Here is a 24,340-nt window from a genome sequence, read left to right on the forward strand (position 1 = left end):
TTACGGGCAGCCGGAGCGGGTCCAGGTACAGCCCGCCAGTTGAACCCGTCCGGGCATCAGGCCTGCTGAGAGGCGGCCCCTCCCGGTGGCAGGATCCGATGGGCCAAAGGGAGCACTCCGGCTCGCGAGGGTCGGGCGGGGCGATTTCGATGTCCATGGCGGAATGTCGGCCGCCGCGTTTCGCCCGCAACGCCCACGAGGATCCGTCATGGCTGAGCTCGTTGATCTGAACACCGCCACCGCGAAGGACCTCGCGGCGCTTCCCGGCGTCGAGCCCGCCCTCGCGGAGAGCATCATCGCCTACCGCGAGGCGCACGGGTTCTTCGAAGCGGTCGAGGAGCTGATGCGCGTCCCCGGCATGTCACCGTCGTCGTTCGCGAGGCTGGAGCAACTGGTGACGGTCAAGACGTCCTCCGGCCCTGCGCCCGGGTCCGCGCCGCCGCCCGAGCCACTGGACGTCCAGCTCGTCCAGGCGGGCGGCGGTGGCGACTTCACCGGGTACTCGGTCGTGGTCGTGGGCGTGCGCCGTACGGGTGACGAGGGAAGCGAGGGTGTTGCGAGCGTCCCGTTCGCGGCTTCGGGCTCCACGGGAGCCGACGGACTCGCCGCATTGAGCATTCCGGCGCGCCAGAGCATTGTCGGCGACGTCACCCTGAGGGCGAGCGCGCCGGACGGCGAACTGCTGGTCAGTACCACCCAACCCGGTCCGGGTCTGCCACGGACGGTGGCCCTGACGGTCACGACGCGCGAGCCCGGCACCACACAGGCCAACACCGATCCCACGGCGGGGATGCCGACGCGGCTGCGCGGCCGGGTGATCGACTCCGCGGGCCGTCGCCAGGCGGCGGGCGTGCAGGTGGTGCTCTGGGGCGCGGAGGCGGCGCAACCCCAACCGGTGGATTTCCGTGCCCTGATCGTCGCCACCACCGACGCGCAGGGACACTTCAGCGGGCCCTACCCCGTCGGATACTTCACCTCGGCCCACGCCACCGTCGGCCTCGCGGACGGGCCCGCCGACGTACCGGTGCATCTGCTGGCGCCGACAGTAGAGACGGAGGCGGGCCCCGAGGAGAGGGGGATCTTCCCGGAGACGGCTGTCCTCGTCGTCGACGTCCCGGAACCGGCGGCCGAGGAGGACTGCGCCTGCCACGACACGGACAGCGCGCCGCGGTCCCCGGACGCCACCGACCTGGCCCGCGCCGACGGAACGTTCTCCACCGACGCCGGCGTGGGCCGCTGTGTGGACTTCACCAAGCCCGACCGCACCCTGGAGGAGTACAGCTTCAGCTACCTCGTCCGTACGACCGAGCCGGAGATCAAGGGGCTGTCGCTCGACGAGCCGCCCAAGGTGCCGGTGCGTCTGCTCACCCCCTACCTGGTGGCCGAACTGGCCCAGTCGCGGGCCGAGTTCCGCAACGCCCCCGGAGCGGAGGCAGCCGCGGACGTCTCGGCGCGACGGGCGGTGGACAAGGGGGCCGACGCGTCCGACCGTACCGGCGATGGAGAGGCGGTGGACGAGCCGACTCTGCCTGCCGCCGGATACATCGACGCCGCCGTACTCAAGTCGCTGGCCCGCGACCCGGACGTATCCACGCTCAAGGCCGTGTACGCGGCCGCCCAGCAGACCCGGCACGGCGACCTGCTGCGCTACCTCGGCGAAGTGGAGGCGAAGCCGCCGGGGCGGCAGCAGCTGACCGGGGCCCACCCGGTGGACTGGGACGACGATCCGACCGTCTACCAGGCGAGCACCATCGCCCATGGACACATCCTGCGGTTCAAGCAGGAGTGGGTGGCCGACGGCTACTCGATGGGCAATCTCCTCTACAGCCTGCCGCTGGCGCCCGGCCAGAAGAAGCAGATCGCCGTCCTCGACTGGGAGCGGCGCGAGACCACCGCGCGGGCCGAGTCCGGTGAGTCCCGCGACAGCCTCGAAGCGAACCTGACCAGGGACCGCGACATCACCGAGATCGTCACCGGCACCCTGGCCGAGTCCACGCGCGGCGGCTCCCGGTCCTCCTCCGGCTCCATCGCCGCCGGCGGCGGAGTGGCGGCGATCTCAGGAGCGGTCGGCGGCCTGCTGGGGGTCGGCGGCGGCTATGCCAGTGCACAGAGCACCGCCTGGCAGGACTCCTCACGCAGCACCGCGGCGAACGCGCTCAACCAGCTCCGGGACCGCACCGTCCAGGCCGCGTCCTCCGTACGGACCCAGCGCACCTCGGTCGTGCACACCGTGGCGCAAGGGGAGCGGGTGGTCGCCACCACCGAGTCGGTCGCCAACTACAACCACTGCCACGCGCTGACCATCCAGTACTTCGAGGTGCTGCGTCATCTGCTGGTCAGGGAGCGACTGGTGGACGTACAGGAGTGCCTGCTGGTGCCGCTGCTGATGTCCTGGTTCACCGACGCCAAGGCTCTGCGGTGGCGCAACACCCTGGCCGATGCGGTGCCGCCCGCGCTGCGGGCCGGATTCGACGCCCTGGAGCGGATCGACGCCCACTACGCGGGCAGTGACCTGCCCGTGGGCCGCTACGCCGACGAGAACCTGGAATCCGTCGAGGGCGAGCTGAACCTCACCTTCCAGCTGGCCCGCCCCAGGGACACCGACGACGACTTCGACCCGGCGCAATGGAACCCGCTGCTCGGCCTGTTCGGGTTCACCCCCAAGGACTTCTACGACCAGTACCTGCGCGACCAGAACTTCAAGGACCGGGTCTTCCTGGAACAGCTCGGCCCCAAGATCGCCGCCACCGTCGTCCAGCACCTACGGGTGCACGCCGTCAAGAACGACGAGTCCACCGTCGATCTCGCGATCGATCCCACCCTCGTCTCGCGCTTCGCCAACGACCGGAGCCTGTTCGTCTCGCTGCGCATGGCCGCCTCGCTGCCCCCGGTGCACCGCGCCGACATCAAGGCCGTCGTCATCAGCTCGAAGCTGGCGCTGCCCGGCCTGCCCTTCGTGATCGACCTGCTGCCCTACGGCTCCCGCGTGATCATCGATTCCGGGGAGCTACGCTACCGCACGGGGCATCTGTCGTCGCGGCTGTTCTCCAGTGCGTCCATCCGCAACGACCTCACCGGGTACGACGAAGTCCGGATCGAGACCCCGCTGAACCGCCAGGAGCTGCGCAATCCACGGGAGGAGGACAAGGAGCTGGCCCGCAACCTCCTTGACCACCTCAACGAGAACATCGAGGGCTACCACCACCTGCTGTGGGCACGGATGAGCGATGCCCGGCGGTTCATGCTGCTCGACGGGTTCGTGGCACCCAACGCGGGCGGCCGTTCGGTGGCCAGTGTGGTGGAGAACGAGCTCATCGGCATCGTCGGCAACAGCCTGGTGCTGCCCGTGGCACGCGGCTTCCACCTCGACCCCACCTACCGGCAGGACACCGAGCACCCGGTCGACCTGCTGGGCCACTACCAGCCGAACACTCCCATGGAGCCCTCGCGGATCGCCGTCCCCACCAGCGGTGTCTACGCCGAGGCGGCCATGGGCGCCTGCAACTCGTGCGAGCAGATCGACGAGACCCGCTTCTGGCGCTGGGAGGAGTCCCCGATCCCGGACTCGCCGCCGCAGATCCTGCCCACCTCGACCGACACCCGGCGGGCCGCCCCCGCGGACGTCACACCGACGCCTTTCCAGCAGCCGATCATCGCGATGCAGAACGCCCCGGCGGCACCGGATCCGACAGGTCTGGGCGCCGCACTGACCCTGCTGGGCCAGTCCGGGTCCTTCCGGGACATGGCGGGGCTGGAGGGTACGCAGAAGAACGCCGCCGCGGCCCTGCAGGAGGCGTTCACCACCGCGACCGCCTTCGGCACCAAGGCCGCCGACCTCGCCCTGCAGGGGAAGATGAGCAAGGACATCGACAAGGCCATCAAGACGATCGAGACGGCGAAGTCGAAGGGCCTCATCGACGACGCGAAGGCGTCCGAGCTCACCAGTACGGCCATCCGCGGCATGGTGGGCGCGGGCGCCACCAACCCCGAGTCCGCCACGTCGGCCAAGGAGGTCAAGGAACTCACCGAGACCGCCGGGGCGAACAACGCCGCGGTCAGGGTCACCCAGCCCACGGGTGAGAAGGTCGACATCGACGCCCGCCCGGTCATGCCGGCGTCAAGCCCTGCCCGCGAGCCCCTGGTGAAGATCACGCTCCCGAAGGGAAAGCAGTCCCTGGACCCGCTGGGCACGCTGCCACCGCTCGAAGTCCAGCTCACCATCCCCGACCTGAGCAAGATCAGGGCCGACAGGGCGGTCCTCGAACTCGACGACGGCACTCCCACACTGGTCGCCGAAGAGGTCCTGCCCCCTTCCTTCCTCACAGCCGGCACCCATGTGTGGCGCTGGAACGGACGGGACAAGGCCGGTGTCTTCGACCCCGAGGTCTTCCGCCGTCCGCTGAGGCTGACGGTCAGATTCGAGGGTGCCGGCCTGGTCTCCGTCGAGAAGGCGGTGCACCTGAAGACCGCCCGACGGAGCTGGGTCGCGGCCAAGGTGAACTCGGCCACGAAGCAGATCGCGCTGGACGTGTACGTCGCCAACAGCCCTGCGGGCGGCATCACTCCGAGCGAGTTCCACCGGCTGGCTCCACTCGTCCTCAGCGGCCTCGGCAAGTACTGGTCCCGCTCCGTGACGCCGGGGAGCGACACGTTCGTGGTGACGGCGACCGCCCGTCAGAGCCTCGCCGACGGGGTAGCCCTCAACCTGATCGTCGAGACCGACTCGGAGTACCGCCGCAGCCACAACTCGGGGATCATCGACGCGCGCATCTACTACAACGAGGGTTTCTACGGGGGCCCGGGCACAGCAGCCGACGAGGACTTCGAACACACCGCGGCCCACGAGTTCGGACACACCGTACTGGAGGCAGCGGGCGGCAGAGACCTGTCATGGAGCCACAAGGGCACCGTCTACGGCAGCCCGCTGGACCTGTGGGACTTCCAGAAACCGTCCCCCAACGCCACGGTGTACCCGACGTCGGGGGAAATCGACCTGATGAAGTACTACAAGGGCTCCGAGCCGTCCGATCTCTATGCCCGTACCCACGCCGCACAGGAAGACGTGCTCAGGCTGATCGCCCTCGCCGACATTCAGATCTCCCTCTAGCCGAAGCGTGTGACGTCCCTTCGGGGTCGTCGTCCGCCCCCGGTCGGGCCTGACAAGCGGTACGACACGTCCTGTGTCGGATACCGCCGGACAGGCCCGGCCGGAAGGACTCAGCGCTTGAGCGTGAAGGTGAAGTCGCCCGAGAGCTTGCCGCTCAGACGTACGGTCGACACGAGGTTGCCCTCAACGAGCAGTTTCTCGACCTCGGCTCGCGAAAGGCCGAAACCTTCGGCGATCAGTCGCACCGGCCGCACAGGTATCCGCGCCGCAAAGCGGACCGAGACCTCGATCGCCTCACCTTCCGGCTGATGCGGCTGATCCGGCGCGCCGCTGTCGAGGCGCCAGGCGTTGTCCCAGTCGAGGGCGATGCGATTGCGGCGCCGTACGACCGGGTCCTGAAGCAGTTCGGCTGCCAGGCCGGGATCGTTGTCGTGCAGCAGGTTCAGGAACTCGGGTTGTACGGAACGCACGTTCATCCGCTCCAGGACAGTGAGCTTGGTGGTGTCCCCGCACTCGGTGCACAGTGCGAGGAGCCAGGCGTCGAGGAGCTTGTGGTTGGCGTTGACGCGGAATTTGCCGTTCGCCCGGAAGCGCCCGGAGGCGCACCTGGGGCAACGGCGGAGAACTATCGGCAGGCAGGTGGGCACGACCACCCAGGTTTCAGACACAGAAATACACCGGTTCCAGTGAGAAGACCGCAGCGAAAAGGAGCGCGGCGCACAGGTGCGACGCGCGACGGATCAGCGCTCGGGGGGTCTCACTTGGTGTACAACGGCACGTCCTTGACAGGGCGACTGCGGGCGGGAGAACGGTAACGGCACACGGGAGTGCGGTTCCATTGATTTTCGGGAGGGTGGCGATGCCGAACGGCGGGCGCCCGCACCACCCTCGACCCACCGGACATGCCCTGGTGCGCTGGGACGGGCAGAGCCGTCGGAGTCCGTGATCACCATTTCCCGTATCCCCCCGATGACATACGCTGCCGAATGACGAGGTGATCCACGCGGTGAGCCGAGAGGTCGAGGGCACGGAAGTCGATGACACACCGACGAGACGCCGGACTGCCGGGGGTTGGTGCCGGTGGGACGGCAGAGCCCCGGGCCGGTAACACCTGGGGCTCGGCGCTGTCGTCCGAGGAGTTCGCGGCGATCAAGGGTGTCGGGTTCGAGCCGGTCGGGCAGGTGCTCGGCACGGCCGTCTTCAACATCGGGTCCACCGGCGTCTGGGGCTGCCCGGGCGCGTGGTCGGTCGCGGACGGCAGGAAGGTGCCGCCGTCCTCGGCATGGACGTCGTCGTACGCGCAGTTGGTGAAGGCGATGTACGCGGTGCGCAGGCTGGCGCTGTCCCGCGCGGTGGCCGAGTGCCGCGCGCTCGGCGGCGACGGGATCGTCGGGGTGCGGCTGCGGGTCGGCGGGTTCCCGGCGGGGGGCCTGGAGTTCACCGCGCTGGGCACCGCGGTCCGGGCCCGTTCGCGCATCCGGCCACGCCTGCCCTTCACTTCGCACCTGAGCGGCCAGGACTTCGCCAAGCTCGTACACGGCGGATGGGTTCCCACCGGACTCGTCTTCGGCATCGCCCTCGAAACCCGGCACGACGACTGGCGCACCTCCCGCCGGATCCGCTGGACCGCCGGGAACCAGGAGGTCGACGGCTATACCCAGCTGATCAACCTCGTCCGCCACGATGCCCGGAAGCAACTGGCCCTCGATGCGACGAAGCACGGCGGCGACGGAGTGGTGGTGGACGGGATGGAGTTGAGGGTGCGTGAGAACGAGTGCCCCACGTACGGGTACACGCGCGACCTCAGCGCGGAGGCGGTCCTCGTCGGCACCTCCATCGCCCGGTTCGGCCGCTCCGAGCGGCCCGCCGGGCCCAGACCACTGACCATCATGAGACTGGAGCGCGAGCGCTGACATGACCGAGCGAACGGGGCAGGAACCGGCCGGGAGAACCGCGCGGCCGGCGGCGGAGGGCGTGCCCGAGGACGCGATGCGGCGGCTCGCGCAGCTCCAGCCGGGGGAAAAGGGCTCGCTCTTCACCTCGGACCTGACGGTGAACGAGTTTCTGCTGGTGCGCGAGGTCGGCTTCCGCCCGCTCGGCCTGGTCCTCGGCTCCTCGGTCTACCACGTCGGCCTCCAGCTCGGCCGGTGGTCGAAGAACCAGGAGCTGACCAAGCTGTCACAGGCCATGTACCACGCGCGCGAGCTGGCGATGGGCCGGATGGAGGCGGAGGCGAGCGCGCTGGGAGCGGACGGGATCGTCGGGGTGCGGCTGGACATCGAGTTCAAGGAGTTCGGCTCGGACATCGCCGAGTTCATCGCGATCGGCACGGCGGTGAAGGCGGACGGTGCGGACCCGGGGCCGGGCGGGACCTGGCTCAACAACAAGGGCAAGCCGTTCACCTCGGACCTGTCCGGCCAGGACTTCTGGACGCTGATCCGGGCCGGATACGCGCCGCTGGACATGGTCATGGGGTCGTGTGTCTACCACGTGGCGCACCAGCGCTTCGCTCAAGTGCTGAGCAGCACGGGCCGCAACGTCGAGATCGAGCCGTTCACCCAGGCACTCTACGATGCACGCGAGCTGGCGATGAGCCGTATGCAGGCGGAGGGCAACGCCCTGGAGGCCGAGGGGATCGTGGCTGTCCAACTGAGGCAGCATTCGCACAACTGGGGGACGCACACCACCGAGTTCTTCGCCATCGGGACAGCGGTGCGCCCGCTTCGCGACGACCACATCATCGAGCGGCCGACCATGGTGCTGAGCCTCGATGCCTGAGAGGGAAGTGGAACTGCTGGCCGCGGCGCTGCGCCAGGACAGCGCGGATCTGAACCTCTACGCCAAGGTGTTGTCGGCGAACCTGGCGGACTCGCTGCCGCCCGGCGCTGTGCGGGTCAAGCGCAGGCGATCCGTCGCGGAACGGGTGGCCGGGCGCGAGGGTTCGGTCGCCGAACTGGACGTCGCGCTCGGGGAGCAGCGGCTCTCGCTGCGGATGGATCGGGGCCGGGTGGCCGGGGAGATCTGCCACGAGGTGCGGGGCATCGTGCTCTCGCGGCGCCATGTGGGCCTGGACGAGTGGATCGATGCGCTGGCCCAGTCCCTGGCCCACGCCGCCGCCTCCAACGCCCGAGCCCGCGAGGCCGTCGAACGCTTCCTGGCCTGACGGGTCGCCGACCCTGTCGGGTATCGCCCCGTAGAGTCACCGGCGGTGGTATCCACGCGGTGAACCGAGCATCACTGCGGGCAGAAGGTCAAACCGAAGTCCCCCTGTCCGTCCCCCGCCCGTTATTGCTGCCGGTTTGAGCAAGCGGGTCGCTACTGTGACCGTATGACCACTGACGCCGTCTCTCCCGACGACATCGCATCGCTGCCCCGGGCCGAGTTCGCCTTCCCCGGCCCGCTGCGTGACCAGCTTGTCGCAGCCATCCTCAATGGTTCCAAGACCTCCACCACCGGACTCGTGATCGCCTACGAGCACGAAGGGGAGCCGCTGCCGCCCATCGGGAGCCGTGCGGTGGTCGTCGACTCGGACGACCGTCCGGTCGCGGTCATCGAGGTCACCGGCGTGCGGGTCGTACCGCTTGCGCAGGTCGATTTCGCTCACGTGGTGGATGAAGGGGAAGGCGACACCAGCATCGCCGGGTGGCGGGCGAACCACGAGCGGTTCTGGCACGGCGACGAGATGCGCGCAGCGTTGGAGGACCCGGAATTCACCGTGAACGACGCGACCTTGATGGTTCTGGAACGCTTCCGCCTCATCGCCGACCTTCGCCCGACTGATTGACCACCCCCTCATCGCTCATGGCCGCTCGCCCAGCCGCCCAGCCGCCCACGATAGGCAGGACCGGTGATAATCTGTCCTCCTGTCAAATTGCTCAGGGCTCTTCCCAACATGCGGAGGTACGAGCGCAGATGACGGATTCGGCGGAGTTCTGGGACCGTCGGTACACCCATGGCGACATCGGCTGGACACTTGCCCCCCATCCGCTGGCGGTCGCGGAGCTCGCGCTCGTACCGCCGGACACCTCCGCCGGGCCGAACACGCCGCGGCGCCTGGCCCTCGACCTGGGCGCGGGGGCCGGACGCCACACCCTGTGGCTCGCCCGCCGCGGTTGGCGGGTGACAGCCGTGGACTTCTCAGCAACGGCTCTGGAGCGCACCCGCCAACAGGCCGCGGCCGAGGAACTGGACGTGACGACCGTCCTCGCGGATCTCGCCTCCTACGAGCCGCGGCAGGACACCTTCGGCCTCATCCTGATCACGTACGTGCACATCGAGCCGCCGCAGCGGGCCGCACTGCTGGCCCGGGCGGCCAAGGCGCTGGCTCCGGGCGGACGGCTGGTCGTAGTGGGGCACCATCTCGACAACCTCGGCAGGGGCCTCGAAGGCCCGTCCGATGCGGAGCGGATGTTCACCCCGGAGCGCCTCTCCGCCGAACTGCCGTATCTGCGCGTCGAACGGGCCGAGCGGGTGGTCCACACCGTCACCACCGCGTCGGGCGAGCGCGAGTCGTACGCCACCGTGATCAGGGCCGGTCGCGCTATCGGCGACCACCCGAGTCTGCCACCGTCAGAGGCCGGGCTGCCGCGCCACGAGACGCATCAGGAGATTCCGTAGGGCTTCACGCTCCTCGGCGGACAGGGGGCTGAGGAACTCCTGATGGACCTCGGCCAGCACCTCCTGCGCCTCCCGGAGTCGTGCGACACCCCCTTCGGTCAGATGCAGCGCCGAGGTCCGACGGTCGGGGCCGCGTCTGCGTTCCATCAACCCCGCCCCCTCCAGCTTGTCCACCAGGGCGACGATGGTCGTCCGGTCGATCCGGAGCCGGCAGCCCACGGCCCGCTGGTTCAGCCCCGGTTCGGCCGCGACGACACTCAGGACACCGAATTGACGCATCGTCACCTGAAGGGGGCACAAATCCCGTTCGGCGTGTCCCGTGACCGCCTGGGCGGCTTTGCGCAACAGGAAGCCGTGCCACTGCTGAAGCCCTTCGAACAAAGGCCGATCCTCCACGCCGAGTTCCCCGCTCACCGTCATTTTTCCGGCTCCCCTCCAGCGGACGTAAGGAATGACGCACGGTCTGCCCAGGGCACTTGACGGCCCGACCGGCGTTCCCTCACGCTTCGGATCTGACAGCGACACTGACTGTCTTTGAGACAGAACATCAATGCTGCCGCGACCCGTCAAGCCTTCAACAGAGGGCGTGACGGCGTGGCGGCCCGCGTCATCGAGTCCGCGCGCCTGATCGAGCGCTGCGATGGAGGCGCCCTTCGACCCGAGCCGGGGGTGCCTCGCGCGTGCGCACCCGTGACCAGCAAAGGACGTCACCAGTTGCCTCAACTGAACCCTCACGACGAGCAGTTGGTGCTCGCGGAGGCCCGGCTCCCCGCGTTGACGATTCCGTCGGACAGTCCCATACTGACCCATCAGGGCCTCTGACTATCAGCTCCATTGATTAATCGGCCTTCCGGGACAGTCATGGGGCAAGGGCGTAGGCAGCCGCAGCCCGTCAGCAGGCCACCTGGCCGGAGGGAACAGCATGAACAAGCACGCCAACGACGCCCAGGACATGCGGCTGATCTACGCCGGATCCTTCCTCGGCAACTTCGACCGGATCGTGATCACCCCACTGCTGCTGCCCGCGTCCAAGGGCCTGGGGGTCAGCGTCTCCTCCGTCACCATCGCGCTCACCGCCTACCTGCTGCTGTTCGGCCTCATGCAGCCCGTCCACGGCCTCGTCTCCGACGTGTACGGGCGCGTACGAGTCATGCGAGCGGCCCTGATCGGCATGTGTGTCGCCGACGTGGTGTCCGCTTTCGCCCCCAACCTGGGCGTGCTCATCCTCGGACGGGCACTCGCGGGCGCGTCGGCGGCCGCCCTGCTGCCGGTGATGGTGGCGTACGTGGGCGACCGGCTGCCCTTCGCCCAGCGGCAGCGGACCGTGGCGAGCGTCCTGGCGGCCGGGGCGGTCGGCACGGCCGGCGCGACCGTGGTCGCCGGTGTGTTCACCCATCTGTGGAGCTGGCGCGCGGCGATCCTGCTGGTCGCGATCTGCTCACCGCTGCTCGCCCTCGCCTTCGGCCGCCTGCCGGAAGCCTCCGCCCCGGCGCCCAGCGGCACGAGCGTCAAGGCCCGGCTCGGCATGGTCTTCCGTATCGGCTGGTTCCGGTTCCTCGTGGTCTTCGCGCTCTTCGAGGGCGCGGCCATGCTGGGCTTCTTCAACTTCTTCAACACCGCGCTGCAGTCGGGAGGGCACAGCGTCGTGTACGCCGGTCTCGTCACCGGCAGCTACGGACTGGCCGCGGTGGCCGGCGGCGTGGCGGTACGCACCTTGGGCGACCGGGTGTCGGCGGCGACCCACTTCGGCGTCGGCAGCGTACTGCTCGGTGTGGGCTATCTGGTCTGCGTGCCCGCCCAGTCGATGGTCACCGTGCTGGCGGCCAGCGTTCTGTCCGGACTCGCCTTCGCGTTGGTCCAGTCCATCGTGCAGACCTGGGGCACCGAGGTCGCGCCGCCCCAAGTACGCGGCATCGCCACCTCGCTGGTGGCCAGTGCCGTGTACACCGGGGCCGCCCTCAGCACGTTCCTGGTGAGCGGGCTGGCGGACGACGAGCACTTCGGCACGCTCTTCGCGATCGCCGCCGCCGTGACCCTGCCCGTGGCACTCGTCGGGCCGATCGCCCGCGCGCGGTTCTCGGCCGCGCTGGCCGACCGAAACGAACAGCACCAGCCGGCCGAGCCGCCACCGGCTCGCCCGGCGAACCAGAACCCGTAGTACGACGGCAGCCGAGCGCACACCGAACTTCGGTGCCGCTCAGCTGGAGGGCTCTCAGGCGGCCACGGTGTCCCACATCTCCTGTGAGGAAGGACGGTGCGGGCGCTGAGGAGCGCGCTCGGCGAGCCTCACCATCCAGGCGCCGATCTCCTGAAGTTCCGGCTCGGTCTTGAGGCACAGGACTCACTTCCGTGCCAGCCCCATACCCGGCAAGCGGGACGATCATGCGCCAGGCCTTCGGGGGCTCTTCGTATGACTTCCCTCCCGGATTCGAGGTAGACACCCTCCGAATCGGGGTACACCCGCTGGACCAGGGACCCGGTCCAGTTCAGGTGGTGATGGTGATGCGACAGGTTCTCGTCAAACGGCCGCAGGCCCCGGCCCCCCGGCCGCCGCTGGACCTGCGCACGCCCAGCGGACGCCCTCTCCCGTACTGACGAGGAGTGCCGCCCCCGGATCATCGTGCCGTACGAGAACGGACCGTACGCCCCCTCCTCAGCCGGCTCGGCGAGGACGGGGCGTACGGCCCCTCCCGTGCGGCACGGCTCAAACCAGCTCGGGCTGCGGTTGCAATTCCGGTTTCCGCGCTGGTGCGACCTGCGGCTCCCACGATTTGGTGGTCTGCACATAGCCGTAGACCACCGAGGCCAACGCCAGAATGAGAAGCGGTCCGAACACCCACGGGTGTCCGGCCATTTCCATCGACAGATAGCGGTACGACACCAGGAGTACGGCGAATACCACGGTGCCGTAAGCGACCAGCAGGATTCCGGACCGGTCCCAGCCACGGTTGAACGAGCGCATCATCGCCTCGATCGTGAGCGCGAACACCACACCGGCAATGAGATCCGCACCGTAGTGGTAGCCGAATCCCAGCGTTGCGCTGAGCGTGGCAACCAGCCAGAACGTGCCCGCGTACCGCACGGCCCGCGTGCCCTTGCGGGAATGAATGAAGATCGTGGTGGCCCACGCCGTGTGCAGGCTGGGCATGCAGTTGCGAGGGGTGATCTCGTCGTACGGCATCGCGTGCGGGTTGATCGGCGGCGGCGTGTCCGGCCACAGGTTGGCCAGCGCCCAATGCCCGCCGCCGGTGTCGAAGGCGCCGTCGCCGTAGGCGAAGACCGGTCCGACCACCGGGAAGATCATGTAGATGGCCGGCCCGAGCAGCCCGATCACCAGGAAGGTGCGCACCAGATGGTGCTCCGGGAAACGGCGCTCGACCGCCACTTTACGCAGCTGGTAGAGCGCGACGAGGGCCGCTGCCAGCGGAAGCTGGCTGTAGACGAGGTGGAGCACATGGGAGCCGACGGGGCCGCTAGCCTCGACCACTTGGCCTGCCAGCCACGACGGGTTGCCCAGCGCGTGGTCGGCGGTCGCCACGTACTGGTCGAGCACCATCGGGCGGGTCTTCGACGTGATGAGCAGCCAGGTGTCGCCGGTCTTGTGGCCCGCCACCAGCAGCAGGCCCAGCCCGACGCCCTTCAGCAGCAGGAGACGCTCCCCGCCGGTGCGGCGCGTAATAGCGATGACCGCGCAGCCCAGAATCACCCACAACGCGCCGTTGCCGAAGGCAGGCTTGGCGTCGACCATCCACCGCACCAGCAGGAAAACGGCGTCGATGCCGATTGCGGCGCCGAGCGCGATGAACCGCTGCCGCCAGGTGAGCACGACCATCGTCAATGCCATACCGGCGTACAACAGCGGCCCCGATTTGGGGGCGAATACCACCTCCTGCGCCTGATTGACGATCGGACCCGGCAGACCGTAGTGACGCGCGGTGATCTCCAGGCCGATGAGGAATCCGAGGGTTACCACACCCGCCGTAGCCCACAGCAACGCCCGCGGCTGGCGCCACGCGGCGAAGTCAATTCTGCGGGCTATTCGCGAAAGCACCCGCGATGTCATAGAAGTCAATTGTCTGGCCGATTGTTAGAATTTAATTTTCTAGGTCATTTCCCGTGCCGGATGGCATAAAGTTCCGGTAAAGGGCGGCGCCGGAGGTGATCGCCGTTGGATCATGTTATCGGAGCGACGCGGGTGGGTTTCGCGGGTCAGCGATCGCGCGAAGATCACTCGACCCCACGCGCGGGCGGAGCGGCGCAGGCGATAGGTCCAGGGCGATAGTCATCCGGGCAGTTCACAACGAATCGGCCGGAGAGCGCAAGCACCCCCGCGCTACGGCCTTGACGACGCCGACCGCGCCGGGCCGCAACCGACAGCGCACGCGCTGCCGCCGGGCGGGCAGACGGGATGCGCCGGACGGGAGCGGGCGTCCCGCCGCACCGCGCGATCGAACCCACGGCCTCGCGGCCGGCGCGGTGCGGCGGGCCAGGCTCAGCTCAGCATGTCCTCAATGAGGTCGGCCGCCCGCGACGTGCCGCCCTCAGCCCGTGCCCCGGCGCGCAGCGATGCCGAGCGGCGGGCGACCTCCGCGTCGGTGACCAGGTCGTTCAGGGCCGCCCGCAGGGTCTCGGCGGTGGCTTGCGCGGTGTCGACGCGGCGCGCCACGCCCAATTCCACGAGCTGGTCGGCGTTCATGAACTGTTCGGCGCCCTGCGGCACCGCGATCATGGGGACGCCCGCCAGCAGCCCCTCGCTGCAGCCGCCCATACCGGCGTGGGTGACGAAGGCGTCCGCCTGTTCCAGGATCGCCCGCTGAGGGACCCAGGAGTGCACCTCGACGTTGGGCGGGATGTCGCCGAGTTCCCGCGGGTCGGTGTACTTGCCGATCTGGAGTACGACGTGCCAGCCGGGCAGATCGCCGTAGGCCGCCAGGCACTGGCGGTAGAACTCCGGTTGACGGGTGTACGCCGAGCCCAGGGAGATCAGCAGCACGTTCCGCGCATCCGCCGGGCGGATCCAGCCGTCCGCGCCCGCAGGTGCGTCGAAGCAGGGCCCGACGAAGGTCACCACGTCGGTGTCGACCCGGTCGGCGTGCGGCTGCATCGCCCGGGTGATCAGCGCCAGGGCCCGCGAGGGAGGGCCGGAGAAGGTGTCCACGTCGGTGGTGATCGCCCCGCAGCCGGCGAGCCACCGGGCGAACTTCGCCCGGTACGCGTCGGCGCCGGGCAGCTGCCACAGCTGTGCCGCGACCTCCTGGTCGTAGCCGTCCCAGCCCACGAACGTCGGGGACAGCTGCATGACGGGCCGGTCCTGCGATTCGGCGAGGGCGCGCGCGGCGTACGCGCCGATGTCGTACAGGTACAGGTCCGCCGGGTCATGGTCGTACGCGGCGCGCAGCTGCGGGAGTGTCTGAACCGCGTCGTCGAGGAAGAGGCCCATCGCGGCGATGGGGTCGTCGGGCCAGTCGTTGTCGGCGACCGGCAGGCCGGAAGTGCAGGGGACGAGTTCGGCACCGGAGGCCGCGATCAGATCGGTCACCGCCGGGTCGTTGGCGTAGGTCACCCGGTGACCGCGTGCCACCAGCTCGCGGATGATCTCCAGGCTCGGCAGGATGTGGCTGACGGCAGGGATGCCGACCATCGCGATGTGGGCACGGCGAGGCAATGCGGAAGACGCGGAGGACATGGAGGAACCACTCATTTCAGCTCTACGGCGAAAGGGACACGGCAAGCCAGTGCGTCGGCCTCTCCGAGGGGCTCGGTAGCAGGCGCGCACAGGACATGAGGGCGGAAGCCGGGGCGCTGCCCCGACCGTGTCAGCCGTAGATCTGAAGGAAGTTCACGCTGGTGACTCTAGAGCGGCGTCAGGCGGGTGTGCATCTCATTTACCGTCGGCTGCCGGCTGCGGCTTCCAGGTCGGCGATGCTGCCCGACATGATCGTCCGTACGTGCTCGGTGATGTGCTCCGCAGACCAGTCCCACCAGGCCACGGCGAGCAGCCGGGCGATGTCCGGTTCGCTGTAGCGGGTGCGGATGAGGCGGGCAGGGTTGCCGCCGACGATCCCGTAGTCGGGTACGTCCGTGGTGACCACGGCGCCGGAGCCGATGATCGCGCCGTGTCCGATCCGTACGCCGGGCATCACCATCGTGTCGTAGCCGAACCAGACATCGTTGCCGACGACGGTGTCCCCCCGGTTCGGCAGGCCGGTGAGCAGGTCGAAATGCTCGGACCACGAGCCGCCCATGGTGGGGAAGGGAAACGTCGAGGGGCCGTCCATGCGGTGGTTGGCACCGTTCATGATGAACTTCACGCCCGTGCCCAGCGCACAGAACTTGCCGATGATCAGCTTCTCCGGGCCGTAGTGATAGAGGACATTGCGCGTCTCGAACGCGGTCGCATCGTCCGGGTCGTCGTAGTAGGAGTACTCCCCGGCCTCGATCAGCGGGGACTTCACCAGCGGTCTGAGCAGCACGACCCGCGGCTGCTCAGGCATCGGATGGAGAATCGTCGGGTCGGCAGGCACGGGCATGGGGAGTGGTTCCTTCCGGGCTGTGTGTGGGTCCGTAGCCGCTCCATGATCGCGGTACTGCGCTTGCCGGGACACCGATTTATGCCTGCTTACACCTGCAAGAACAGGATCAGCGGGTCGGATCCGCAGGCGGCGCAGCAGGCGGCGCAGCAGTCGGTGCAGCAGGCGGCGCAGGCTTGTCGAACATGGCGCACACCGTCGCGGTCTGGAGCGTCTTGGCGGCTTTTGCGAGCTCGGGGAAGGCGTCCGGGTGCTCGGCGAAGGCCTCCGTCACAACGAGGACGTTCGCCGTGCGCCTGCCGGTGGGGTCGGTGACGGTGACGCTGAGGTAGCCGGGGATGCCGCCGTCGTGCGCCCACACCGTGCCGCACGGGGTCGCGCTGGTCTGGATGCCCAGCCCGTAGCCGGGTCCGTCCGGCTGGTCCGGGAAGATCGGCACGGTGGTGCGCATCTCGGCCAGCTGGGCGGCGGGCAGCAGCTTGCCGGACATCAACGCGGAGTAGAACCGGCTCCAGTCGTACGCGGTCGACACCATGGCCCCGGCCGCGCCGCCCCACGAGGGGTTGTTGTCGGAGACGTCCACATGACCGTCGCGGTGCGCCCCGGCGTAGTCCCTGAACCCGGCCGGCACATCCGGCGGCATGTGGGCGGCATCGGGTTCGTAGCCGTGGGCGTGGGGGCCGTGCCAGGCGGAGTCCGTGGCGTAGTAGGTGTGCTCAAGGTGAAGCGGACGGGCGATCCGGTCACGGACCAGATCGGCCAGGCCCTTGCCCGTGGCCTTCTCCAGGACGGCGCCGATCGCGGCGTAGTTGGTGTTGCTGTACGACCATGAACTGCCGGGCGGGAACGTCGGGTCGTGCCGCACGCCGAGTGCGAGCAGTTGCTCCGATGTCCATCGCCTCTGGTCCTTGCCCATGATCGAGGGCAGGATCGCGGGATCCTCGGTGTAGTCGACGAGGCCGCTGGTGTGGTTCAGCAACATGCGCAGCGTGATCGCGCGACCGTTGGGTATCTGGCCCGGCAGCCACGTGTCCACGGGGTCGGTCAGGGCGAGCTTGCCCTCACCGACCAGTTGCAGCACGAGGGTGGCCATCACGGTCTTGGTGCTGGAGCCCATCCGGAACTCGTCCCCCGCCCTGAGCCGGTGATCTGGCCTGGTCCAAGGGGCCTGCTCGGTGATCTCCAGGGGTCGGCCGTGGCCGTCGTCCACCCGCACGACCACGCCGGGCGCCCCGGCGGCCACCAGTTCCCGGGCCAGTTGGGTCAGTTGGGCACGCTGCTGCGACGTGGTCCCGCTCCCCACGGCGGACGACGCGGCGGTGGCCACGGTGACGGAGACAGAGGCAGAGGCGGAGGCTGCGTGGATCGGTGCGGCCGGCGGAATAACGGCCGTACGGGCAGCCGCATGTGCCTCATGATCGAGTGTGTCGACGAGGCCGGTCACCGCCAGGCCGGTCATCGCCAGGAGGGACGCCGTCACCATGAGGCGCTCGCGACGGCGGCGGGCAGCCGGTCGCGTCCGGGGTTGTTCGGGCGCGCTGATGAGGTGTGAGCCTGATGTCATACCGATCACCGTCGCGCACCCGCGGGCACCTTGTCACTGAGGTACGCCACCCACTTGAGGGTGAGGCCTGCCCCCAGGCGACTCTCGGACATCAGACGGCATTGCGGATGCGGCGGATCCGCTCCAAGTTCTCCTTAGACGACGGGAGTTACGTCGTTGCGTCGTCTTCGCACGGCGGGCCCCAGTCCCCCGGGCATCGCGGCCTGCTGGTGTGTCCGTACGGCATCCCCACTGCCTGGATTCCTGGTTTGGGAGCCGTACCGGTGAGATCATTGGTTGCTCAGAGCTGCGACGCCCTTCTGCGTTCCATTCCGTTCCATCAGCTTACGGAGAATGCTCATGCCCGATGTCAACAGCCCCTACAAGCCCGGCACTCCCTGCTGGGTCGACCTCATGGTCCCCGACCAGCAGGCGGCACTCGACTTCTACCGCGACCTCTTCGGCTGGCAGGGTGAGGTGGGGCCGCCGGAGACCGGCGGGTACGCCGTCTGCACCTTGAACGGGAAGCCCGTGGCCGGCATCGCGACCGCGATATCGCCCGACGGCGGGCCCACCCCGCCGACCGTGTGGACCACCTACCTCGCCGCTTCCGACGCCGACACCAGCGAGAAGAAGATCGCCGGCAACGGCGGCACCGTGATCATGCCCGGCGTGGACGTGCTCACACTCGGCCGCATGTCCCTCGCCGCCGACCCCACGGGCGCGGTGTTCGGCCTCTGGCAGGCCCGGGACTTCTCCGGCGCCCAAGTCGTCAACGAGCCCGGCGCGTTCATCTGGAGCGAGCTCAACACCAGCGACCCGGATGCCGCATCAACCTTCTACTCCAACATCCTGGGCATCACGAGGGCCCCCATGGAAGGCGAGGACGGCTACTCCGCCCTCGAAGTGGACGAGCGGACCGTCGCCGGGATGCAGGGACTCGACAAGATGCCGCCGGGCACGCCCTCGCACTGGCTGACGTACTTCGCCGTCGACGACACCGACAGCACCATCGAAGCCCTGATCCGCGGCGGCGGCAAGGTCCTCAGGCCACCGTTCAACATGACCGCCGGCCGGATGGCTGTCGTACAGGACCCCCAGGGCGGCAAATTCGCCATCATCACCCCTTCCCCCACCGAGTCCAGCTGACCCGGACACAAGGACGCAGGGCGAGTGCCAGGCGCTCCGCTCGGCGGCCCGCCTACCCACGTGGCAGGCGGGCCGGACGCCATGGAGACGGGCTGTCTCCTCGACCATTTGCCAGAGGGCCGACGCCCGAGACCAGTGGCTGGGTGGGCAGCCCCGGTTCCATCGAAGGTCAGAGCATGATGAGCAGACGTGTCTTCGGCTTGAGCTTCCTGTTCACCGAACGACTCTGCACGTATACCTCCAACTTGGGATTACGCCCCGCCTTCACGGAGACCGTCCCCTGGATTCCCGTTCCGAACAGAAGACTGCGTGCCGCGTCGCCCGTGTACGCGCGGTCGGTGTCCTTCTCGACCACGATGACTTCCTTGTCGGGCTGAACCTGAACCCGGGTGCCCAACTGGTAGTAGCACGACCCGCGTTCGTACGTCACGCCCGGATGCGAATCAACGAAGGATCGAATCTCGACCTCCGTGTCGACCTTCAGGAGTCGATACTTGTCGGCCGGGACCGGTTCGAGGTTCGCCCGCACGTCGTCGACCGATATGTCCTGGCCGACCGCGAACAGGTTCTTCGTGCCCCGCACACCCTGCTCGCGGCCACGGAGGAAGCTGGTGGCGGCAGCACGCACTGTGCCGATCGCCTCCTCGACACCCTCCTGGGAATCCGCATCCCAGATGGCGATGTTCCCGGCCGGGAAGCCGTAGTTCTGGGCGGTCCGCTTCGCCAAGGAGTTCGGAACGAGGATCGCGGAAGTCCAGTGGCCCGGCAGCGCGCCCATCTTCGCCGCGATCCTGTCGAGCCAGGGGCCGAGGATGGCCATGTCGCCGTCGTGCCGCCTGTCGCCGCCGGAGGCGTTCTCCTCGCCGTCCGTCACCACGATCTGGAGGAAACTGTGCTCGCCGTACGCCTCCCAGATGTGGCCCAGGTCGTCCAGTGACTTCAGCGAGGCTTCGATGAGGGCCGTGGCGCCATTGTTGACCTTGTACAGACCCCGCATGGACGGCAGATGCTTCACGTCCATGTCCCAGACCAGGTTCTCCACCTTGTGGTCGAAGGAGTAGAGGCTGATCCGGGTCTCATGCCCGAGGCTGTCCGACTCGGCCTTCAACCCCGCCACGAACTCGTCCACGACGCGGATGAGTTGACTCTGGTGCTGGTGCATGGAACCCGAACAGTCCACGACGAGCGCGACGTGATTCACCTTGTGCTGGATCTTGTTTGCGGACATGCCTCTGCTCCCCCTCCGATGTTCCCGAGTGATGTCTCCACACTATGGGGAGGCACTGACAACGGAGCTTGACGGACGATCACCTGCCCACCCCGGGGTAGGCCCGGGTGGGAGGCACACCGCGTCTCCCCCTCCGGCCCATGTCAGGGCCATCACACTCGCCGGGGGCGGCGGCCAACCCTTTGCATTCGGCAGCCGCCGCCCTCAGCGCGCCTTGTCGCTCCCAGGCGCGTGGCCATGGCTGCGCAGCGCTGCGCTCACTGTGCGGACGGTCACCTTGACGACCTGCGACACTTAGGCCAGCCTTACCTTCGCTCGCCGCCTGCTGGTGTGAGCACGACCTGCAGATGATCCCTGGAGCAACCATGTCCGCCGCCGACGTCACCGCGAGCCCACACAGACCCGGGCGGGAAGCGGAACTTCTCCGGCTTCCCCGCTGGTGCGGGACCGTGGCGGCGTCCCTCGCGGTATGTGTCGGCTGGGCAGCCACGACATGGATCGCCCTGCACCTGCAAGCCGACACCGCGCTTCACACCGCGGCGCTGTTCGTCCACCTCGCCTCCCTGATCCTGGGCTTCGGTGCGGTACTCGCAGTCGACTACTTCGGTGTCCTGTGGCTCATGGGCCGCAAGACCCTCCGTGAGGTGCTCGACTTCACGGCCCCCTTGCATGTCCCCGTGTGGGCCGGCCTCGGTGGTCTGCTCTTCAGCGGTGCCTTCCTGCATCCCGATCTCGGTTCACCGCTTACGTGTATCAAGCTCGGCCTCGTTCTCGTGCTCTCACTCAACGGTGTCCAGGCCTCCGCCCTGCACCGCCGGCTGGCCGCCGTCGACGGCGCCTCTGTCGGCCCCTCGCTGTTGCTCCGCAGTGCCGTGACAGCAGCTGTCTCACAAACCGCCTGGTGGGGCGCTGTCACGATCGGCTTCTTGAACAGCCAGCACTGATCGCCCCACCGAAGCGGTGCATGGCGCCGACGACTCCCCTCCCGGGCGCGGGCGCCCGGATGGTTCCCTGGGGGCAGATCCCTCCGCCGGCCTTCAGCCGAGCTGCTCGGCCAGTCCCACGACGATGCCCTCGGGACCTCGGACATAGCAGAGCCGATAGCTGTCCTCGTACTGCGCCAGCTCGCCGACGAGCTCGGCGCCGTGGGTGCGCAGGCGGGCAACAACGTCCTCGATGTCGTCGACAGCGAACATGATGCGCCGAATGCCCAGCGTGTTCACCGGTGCGTCCTTCGGCTCTGCGCTGATCGCCTTCGGCGTGTGGAACATCGCCAGCTCGATCCGGCCGTGACCGTCCGGGGTCCGCAGCATCGCGACGTCCTGCCGGACGTCGTCGAGCCCGATGACACGCTCCACCCAACGCCCCTCGACTGGCGCCTTGCCCTCCAGCTCCATGCCAAGCTCGACGAAGAACGCGATGACAGCGTCAAGGTCGTCGACAACGATGAGGACGTTGTCCATCCGCTGAATCGTCATGCCGGGTCTCCTTGGTATGGGTACGGCCACAGTGGCCGCATCCACCCCTGAGACGGAGCCGCCAGGCCGTTCTCGACATCGTCTGCCACATCTTCTTCAAGAAGTTCCGTCACAGCACCTGAGACACCTTGTACGCGATGCCCCCTTCGACCAGGTATCCCGACCCCACGCAGACCGCGTCGTTGAGCCAGGCGTAGGGCTCGGCTCCTGTCTCGAAGAGGGGGTTGGTCCGGAAGTAGTAGCGGGTGGGGTCGATCCGGTGGCGCTCGGCGGGGTCGGACATGGCGTCCCGCAGCCCGGGTGGGGTGGCCCAGCGGCCCCCGTACGCCATGTGCAGGAGGGCGCCGTCGTGGGTGCGCAGGGTCAGGCGTACGTCCAGGCGCATCGTTCCGTCGGGGCCGAACAGCGCCCAGTCTCCGCCGCCGGGGAGGACGTCGCCGTGCAGCCGGGGGCCGTGGAACGTGCCGCCCGCGGCACCGAAGAGCACCCGATGGCCGAACGGGCCACTGCCGATGGGCAGGCGCGGGTCCAGGTCGACGACCATGTCGAACAGGTGCGTTGTGCGGATGTCGCCGACGTCCTTCACACGCGGGTCTGCGGTCATGCGGCGTCGCCTCCTGTGCGCGCGGGGAACAGAGTGCGTCGGACCTCGTCCGTCGAGACGCCCGACTGGGCGCACAGCGCCGCCAGGTCGAAGAAGAACCGTTCGCCCGCGAGGGCAACGGCGGTCGAAGGCGGCTGCGCCTCCACCCGAAGCAGGCACTGAAGCAGGAGACGAGGCCGTGATGGATCAGCGTCTCGCCCGGGGCGCCCGGACCCGGCGCAGGATCGCGCGCCACGGCGTCGACGTTGCCTCACTGGAGGGGCTCGAAGGGCTCAGCATCGGCCGCCTGGCCACCGACCTCAGGCTGAGCAAGAGCGGCGTCCAGACGCTGTTCAAGACCAAGGAGAACCTGCAGCTCGCGGTCGCGGAGGCGGCGCGCGAGGCGTTCACCGAGGCGGTCATCCGCCCCGCCGGGACCGCCCCGCCGGGACCGCCCGGCCGGGTGCCGCCCGGCTGCGCGCGCTGACGGAACGCTGGATCTCCTACGCCGAGGAACCGCTGTTCGCCGGCGGCTGCTTCTGGGCTGCCAACCTCCCGGAGTTCGACGACCGGCCGGGGAGCGTACGTGACACGCTGCTCCTCCACCGGCGCAACTGGCTCACCCTCCTCGCCGACGAGCTACGGCATGCCGTCGAAGCCGGAGAAATCGCCGAACTGGAGCCGGACCTGACGGTATTTCAGCTCGATGCGGTGCTCACCGCCGCGAACATCGCGCTGCGCCTGGGCGACACCGAGGCCGTCACCATGGTCCGCCGCACTGTCGACGGATTCCTTGCGGCACCACCGCGCTGACAGCCCGGCACCCCAATAAATGCCCTTGATCTCGCATCGGACCTCACACCTAAGCTGCCCCACCATGACCACATCTCCGGACGACAGCATCCGACCGTTCCGCATATCGATCCCGGACAGTGAACTCGACGACTTGCGGACCCGCCTCGATCTCACCCGCTGGCCCGACGAACTGCCGGACGCCGGCTGGGCCTACGGTGTTCCGCGTGACTACCTGCGGGAGCTCGCGCACTACTGGCGGCACGAGTACGACTGGCGGGCGGCGGAAGCGCGCCTGAACCAATGGCCCCAGTTCATGACCACGATCGACGGCGCGGACGTCCACTTCGCGCACATCCGCTCCCCGGAACCGGATGCCACACCTCTGGTCATCACGCACGGCTGGCCGGGCTCCATCGTCGAGTTCGAGCACATCACCGGCCCGCTCACCGACCCCCGGTCGCACGGCGGCGACCCTGCGGACGCCTTCCATCTGGTCCTGCCGAGCATCCCCGGCTTCGGGTTCTCCGGCCCCACTCGCGAGAAGGGCTGGGAGTACCAACGCGTCGCCGCTGCCTTCGCCGAGTTGATGCACCGCCTGGGCTACGCGCGATACGGCGCGCAGGGTGGCGACTGGGGGTCGGCCATCTCCCGCGAACTCGGCCGTATCCGCCCCGACCAGGTCATCGGCGTCCACCTGAACATGATCCCCGGCGCCGGGGCGACGACTGAGCCGACCGACGACGAACTCGCCGCCCTCAGCCCCTCGGAGCGGGAACGGACCCTGGCCTCCTGGGCACGGATGCAGGCGTGGAGCCGCGAGAAGCAGGGTTATGCCGACCTCCAGTCGACGCGTCCGCAGACCCTCGCCTACGCACTCACCGACTCGCCCGTCGGCCAACTCGCCTGGATCGCCGAGAAGTTCAAGGAGTGGACGGACTCCGTCGACCGGCCGGAGGACGCCGTCGACCGCGACCACCTCCTCACGAACGTGATGCTGTACTGGCTGACCGGGACCGCCGGCTCCTCCGGGCGTATCTACTACGAGCGCGCCCACGCGTCCTACTGGGGGCAGCCGCCCGAGCCCTCACCGGCTCCCACCGGGTTCGCCGCGTTCCCGCAGGAGAACTTCATCATCCTGCGCCACCTCGCGGAACGTACCAACAACATCGTGCGCTGGACGGAGTTCGACCGAGGGGGCCACTTCGCCGCGATGGAAGCACCCGACCTGCTCATCGGTGACATACGCGCCTTCTTCCGCGACCTGCGCGACACACCCCCGTCCTGACGGGACTCCACACGCCCGAGGACGT

Annotated in this window: 21 protein-coding genes; 12 read left to right on the forward strand and 9 right to left on the reverse strand. The window is 68.7% G+C overall.

Annotated features, from left to right (window positions below; all coding sequences use genetic code 11):
* Nucleotides 1-208: 208 nt before the first annotated feature.
* Nucleotides 209-5,107 carry a helix-hairpin-helix domain-containing protein gene (locus OG965_RS04325; RefSeq protein WP_371649269.1) on the forward strand — a complete coding sequence of 1,633 codons (4,899 nt, stop codon included), beginning with the start codon at nucleotides 209-211 and terminating at the stop codon, nucleotides 5,105-5,107.
* A 110-nt stretch (nucleotides 5,108-5,217) separates the two neighbouring features.
* Here the strand turns inward: OG965_RS04325 and OG965_RS04330 are convergent, their stop codons facing one another.
* The gene (locus OG965_RS04330; RefSeq protein WP_371649271.1) at nucleotides 5,218-5,775 is read right to left on the reverse strand and encodes a DUF1062 domain-containing protein; all 558 of its coding nucleotides are present in this window, start codon (nucleotides 5,773-5,775) and stop codon (nucleotides 5,218-5,220) included.
* Between the two features lie 369 nt (nucleotides 5,776-6,144).
* Here OG965_RS04330 and OG965_RS04335 point away from each other — a divergent pair, with 369 nt between their 5' ends.
* The 5 genes from OG965_RS04335 to OG965_RS04355 all read left to right on the forward strand — a co-directional run bounded on the left by OG965_RS04335 (nucleotide 6,145) and on the right by OG965_RS04355 (nucleotide 9,724).
* Entirely contained in the window at nucleotides 6,145-7,020 is an 876-nt protein-coding gene (locus OG965_RS04335; RefSeq protein WP_371649273.1) for a heavy metal-binding domain-containing protein, read from the forward strand.
* 1 nt (nucleotide 7,021) lies between these two features.
* The gene (locus OG965_RS04340) at nucleotides 7,022-7,885 is read left to right on the forward strand and encodes a heavy metal-binding domain-containing protein (RefSeq protein WP_371649275.1); all 864 of its coding nucleotides are present in this window, start codon (nucleotides 7,022-7,024) and stop codon (nucleotides 7,883-7,885) included.
* Complete coding sequence (locus OG965_RS04345; protein ID WP_371649277.1) at nucleotides 7,878-8,270, forward strand: hypothetical protein; 393 nt, start codon at nucleotides 7,878-7,880, stop codon at nucleotides 8,268-8,270. Before OG965_RS04340 ends, OG965_RS04345 begins: the two co-directional genes overlap by 8 nt.
* 165 nt (nucleotides 8,271-8,435) lie before the next feature.
* Nucleotides 8,436-8,891 carry an ASCH domain-containing protein gene (locus OG965_RS04350; RefSeq protein ID WP_371649278.1) on the forward strand — a complete coding sequence of 152 codons (456 nt, stop codon included), beginning with the start codon at nucleotides 8,436-8,438 and terminating at the stop codon, nucleotides 8,889-8,891.
* A 128-nt stretch (nucleotides 8,892-9,019) separates the two neighbouring features.
* Nucleotides 9,020-9,724: a class I SAM-dependent methyltransferase gene (locus tag OG965_RS04355; protein ID WP_371649279.1), complete on the forward strand. Its 705-nt coding sequence runs from the start codon at nucleotides 9,020-9,022 to the stop codon at nucleotides 9,722-9,724.
* On the opposite strand, the gene OG965_RS04360 is transcribed toward OG965_RS04355, so the two are convergent.
* Nucleotides 9,677-10,144, reverse strand: coding sequence for a MarR family winged helix-turn-helix transcriptional regulator (locus OG965_RS04360; RefSeq protein WP_371649281.1), 468 nt, complete (start codon nucleotides 10,142-10,144; stop codon nucleotides 9,677-9,679). The genes OG965_RS04355 and OG965_RS04360 overlap by 48 nt on opposite strands.
* Before the next feature lie 502 nt (nucleotides 10,145-10,646).
* Here OG965_RS04360 and OG965_RS04365 point away from each other — a divergent pair.
* On the forward strand, nucleotides 10,647-11,882 hold the full coding sequence (locus tag OG965_RS04365) for an MFS transporter (protein WP_371649282.1): 1,236 nt from the start codon (nucleotides 10,647-10,649) through the stop codon (nucleotides 11,880-11,882).
* A 546-nt stretch (nucleotides 11,883-12,428) separates the two neighbouring features.
* On the opposite strand, the gene OG965_RS04370 is transcribed toward OG965_RS04365, so the two are convergent.
* The 4 genes from OG965_RS04370 to OG965_RS04385 form a co-directional block, all read right to left on the reverse strand.
* The gene (locus tag OG965_RS04370) at nucleotides 12,429-13,787 is read right to left on the reverse strand and encodes a phosphatase PAP2 family protein (protein ID WP_371649284.1); all 1,359 of its coding nucleotides are present in this window, start codon (nucleotides 13,785-13,787) and stop codon (nucleotides 12,429-12,431) included.
* 429 nt (nucleotides 13,788-14,216) lie between these two features.
* Entirely contained in the window at nucleotides 14,217-15,425 is a 1,209-nt protein-coding gene (locus OG965_RS04375; RefSeq protein WP_371649286.1) for a macrolide family glycosyltransferase, read from the reverse strand.
* 184 nt (nucleotides 15,426-15,609) lie between these two features.
* Complete coding sequence (locus tag OG965_RS04380) at nucleotides 15,610-16,254, reverse strand: CatB-related O-acetyltransferase (RefSeq protein ID WP_371649288.1); 645 nt, start codon at nucleotides 16,252-16,254, stop codon at nucleotides 15,610-15,612.
* Nucleotides 16,255-16,363: 109 nt separating this feature from the next.
* Entirely contained in the window at nucleotides 16,364-17,818 is a 1,455-nt protein-coding gene (locus tag OG965_RS04385; protein WP_371649290.1) for a serine hydrolase domain-containing protein, read from the reverse strand.
* Between the two features lie 339 nt (nucleotides 17,819-18,157).
* Between OG965_RS04385 and OG965_RS04390 the strand changes: the two genes are divergently transcribed.
* A complete protein-coding gene (locus OG965_RS04390) occupies nucleotides 18,158-18,946 on the forward strand; it encodes a VOC family protein (RefSeq protein ID WP_371649292.1) in 789 nt (262 codons plus the stop codon).
* Nucleotides 18,947-19,115: 169 nt separating this feature from the next.
* On the opposite strand, the gene OG965_RS04395 is transcribed toward OG965_RS04390, so the two are convergent.
* On the reverse strand, nucleotides 19,116-20,174 hold the full coding sequence (locus tag OG965_RS04395; protein WP_371649295.1) for a VWA domain-containing protein: 1,059 nt from the start codon (nucleotides 20,172-20,174) through the stop codon (nucleotides 19,116-19,118).
* A gap of 365 nt (nucleotides 20,175-20,539) precedes the next feature.
* Between OG965_RS04395 and OG965_RS04400 the strand changes: the two genes are divergently transcribed.
* Nucleotides 20,540-21,118: a hypothetical protein gene (locus OG965_RS04400; protein WP_371649296.1), complete on the forward strand. Its 579-nt coding sequence runs from the start codon at nucleotides 20,540-20,542 to the stop codon at nucleotides 21,116-21,118.
* A 93-nt stretch (nucleotides 21,119-21,211) separates the two neighbouring features.
* Here OG965_RS04400 and OG965_RS04405 read toward each other — a convergent pair whose 3' ends face one another.
* Nucleotides 21,212-21,652, reverse strand: a complete 441-nt coding sequence (locus OG965_RS04405) for a VOC family protein (protein ID WP_371649298.1) — start codon at nucleotides 21,650-21,652, stop codon at nucleotides 21,212-21,214.
* 109 nt (nucleotides 21,653-21,761) lie between these two features.
* The gene (locus OG965_RS04410) at nucleotides 21,762-22,256 is read right to left on the reverse strand and encodes a DUF3237 domain-containing protein (protein ID WP_371649300.1); all 495 of its coding nucleotides are present in this window, start codon (nucleotides 22,254-22,256) and stop codon (nucleotides 21,762-21,764) included.
* 181 nt (nucleotides 22,257-22,437) lie between these two features.
* Here OG965_RS04410 and OG965_RS04415 point away from each other — a divergent pair, with 181 nt between their 5' ends.
* The 3 genes from OG965_RS04415 (at nucleotide 22,438) to OG965_RS04425 (ending at nucleotide 24,315) form a co-directional block, all read left to right on the forward strand.
* The gene (locus OG965_RS04415; protein ID WP_371649302.1) at nucleotides 22,438-22,722 is read left to right on the forward strand and encodes a hypothetical protein; all 285 of its coding nucleotides are present in this window, start codon (nucleotides 22,438-22,440) and stop codon (nucleotides 22,720-22,722) included.
* Between the two features lie 32 nt (nucleotides 22,723-22,754).
* Nucleotides 22,755-23,048 carry a TetR family transcriptional regulator C-terminal domain-containing protein gene (locus tag OG965_RS04420; RefSeq protein ID WP_371656840.1) on the forward strand — a complete coding sequence of 98 codons (294 nt, stop codon included), beginning with the start codon at nucleotides 22,755-22,757 and terminating at the stop codon, nucleotides 23,046-23,048.
* A 64-nt stretch (nucleotides 23,049-23,112) separates the two neighbouring features.
* Nucleotides 23,113-24,315, forward strand: a complete 1,203-nt coding sequence (locus OG965_RS04425; protein WP_371649304.1) for an epoxide hydrolase family protein — start codon at nucleotides 23,113-23,115, stop codon at nucleotides 24,313-24,315.
* Nucleotides 24,316-24,340 lie beyond the last annotated feature (25 nt).

Origin of the sequence: Streptomyces sp. NBC_00224, from assembly GCF_041435195.1 — a bacterium.
GTDB lineage: Bacteria > Actinomycetota > Actinomycetes > Streptomycetales > Streptomycetaceae > Streptomyces.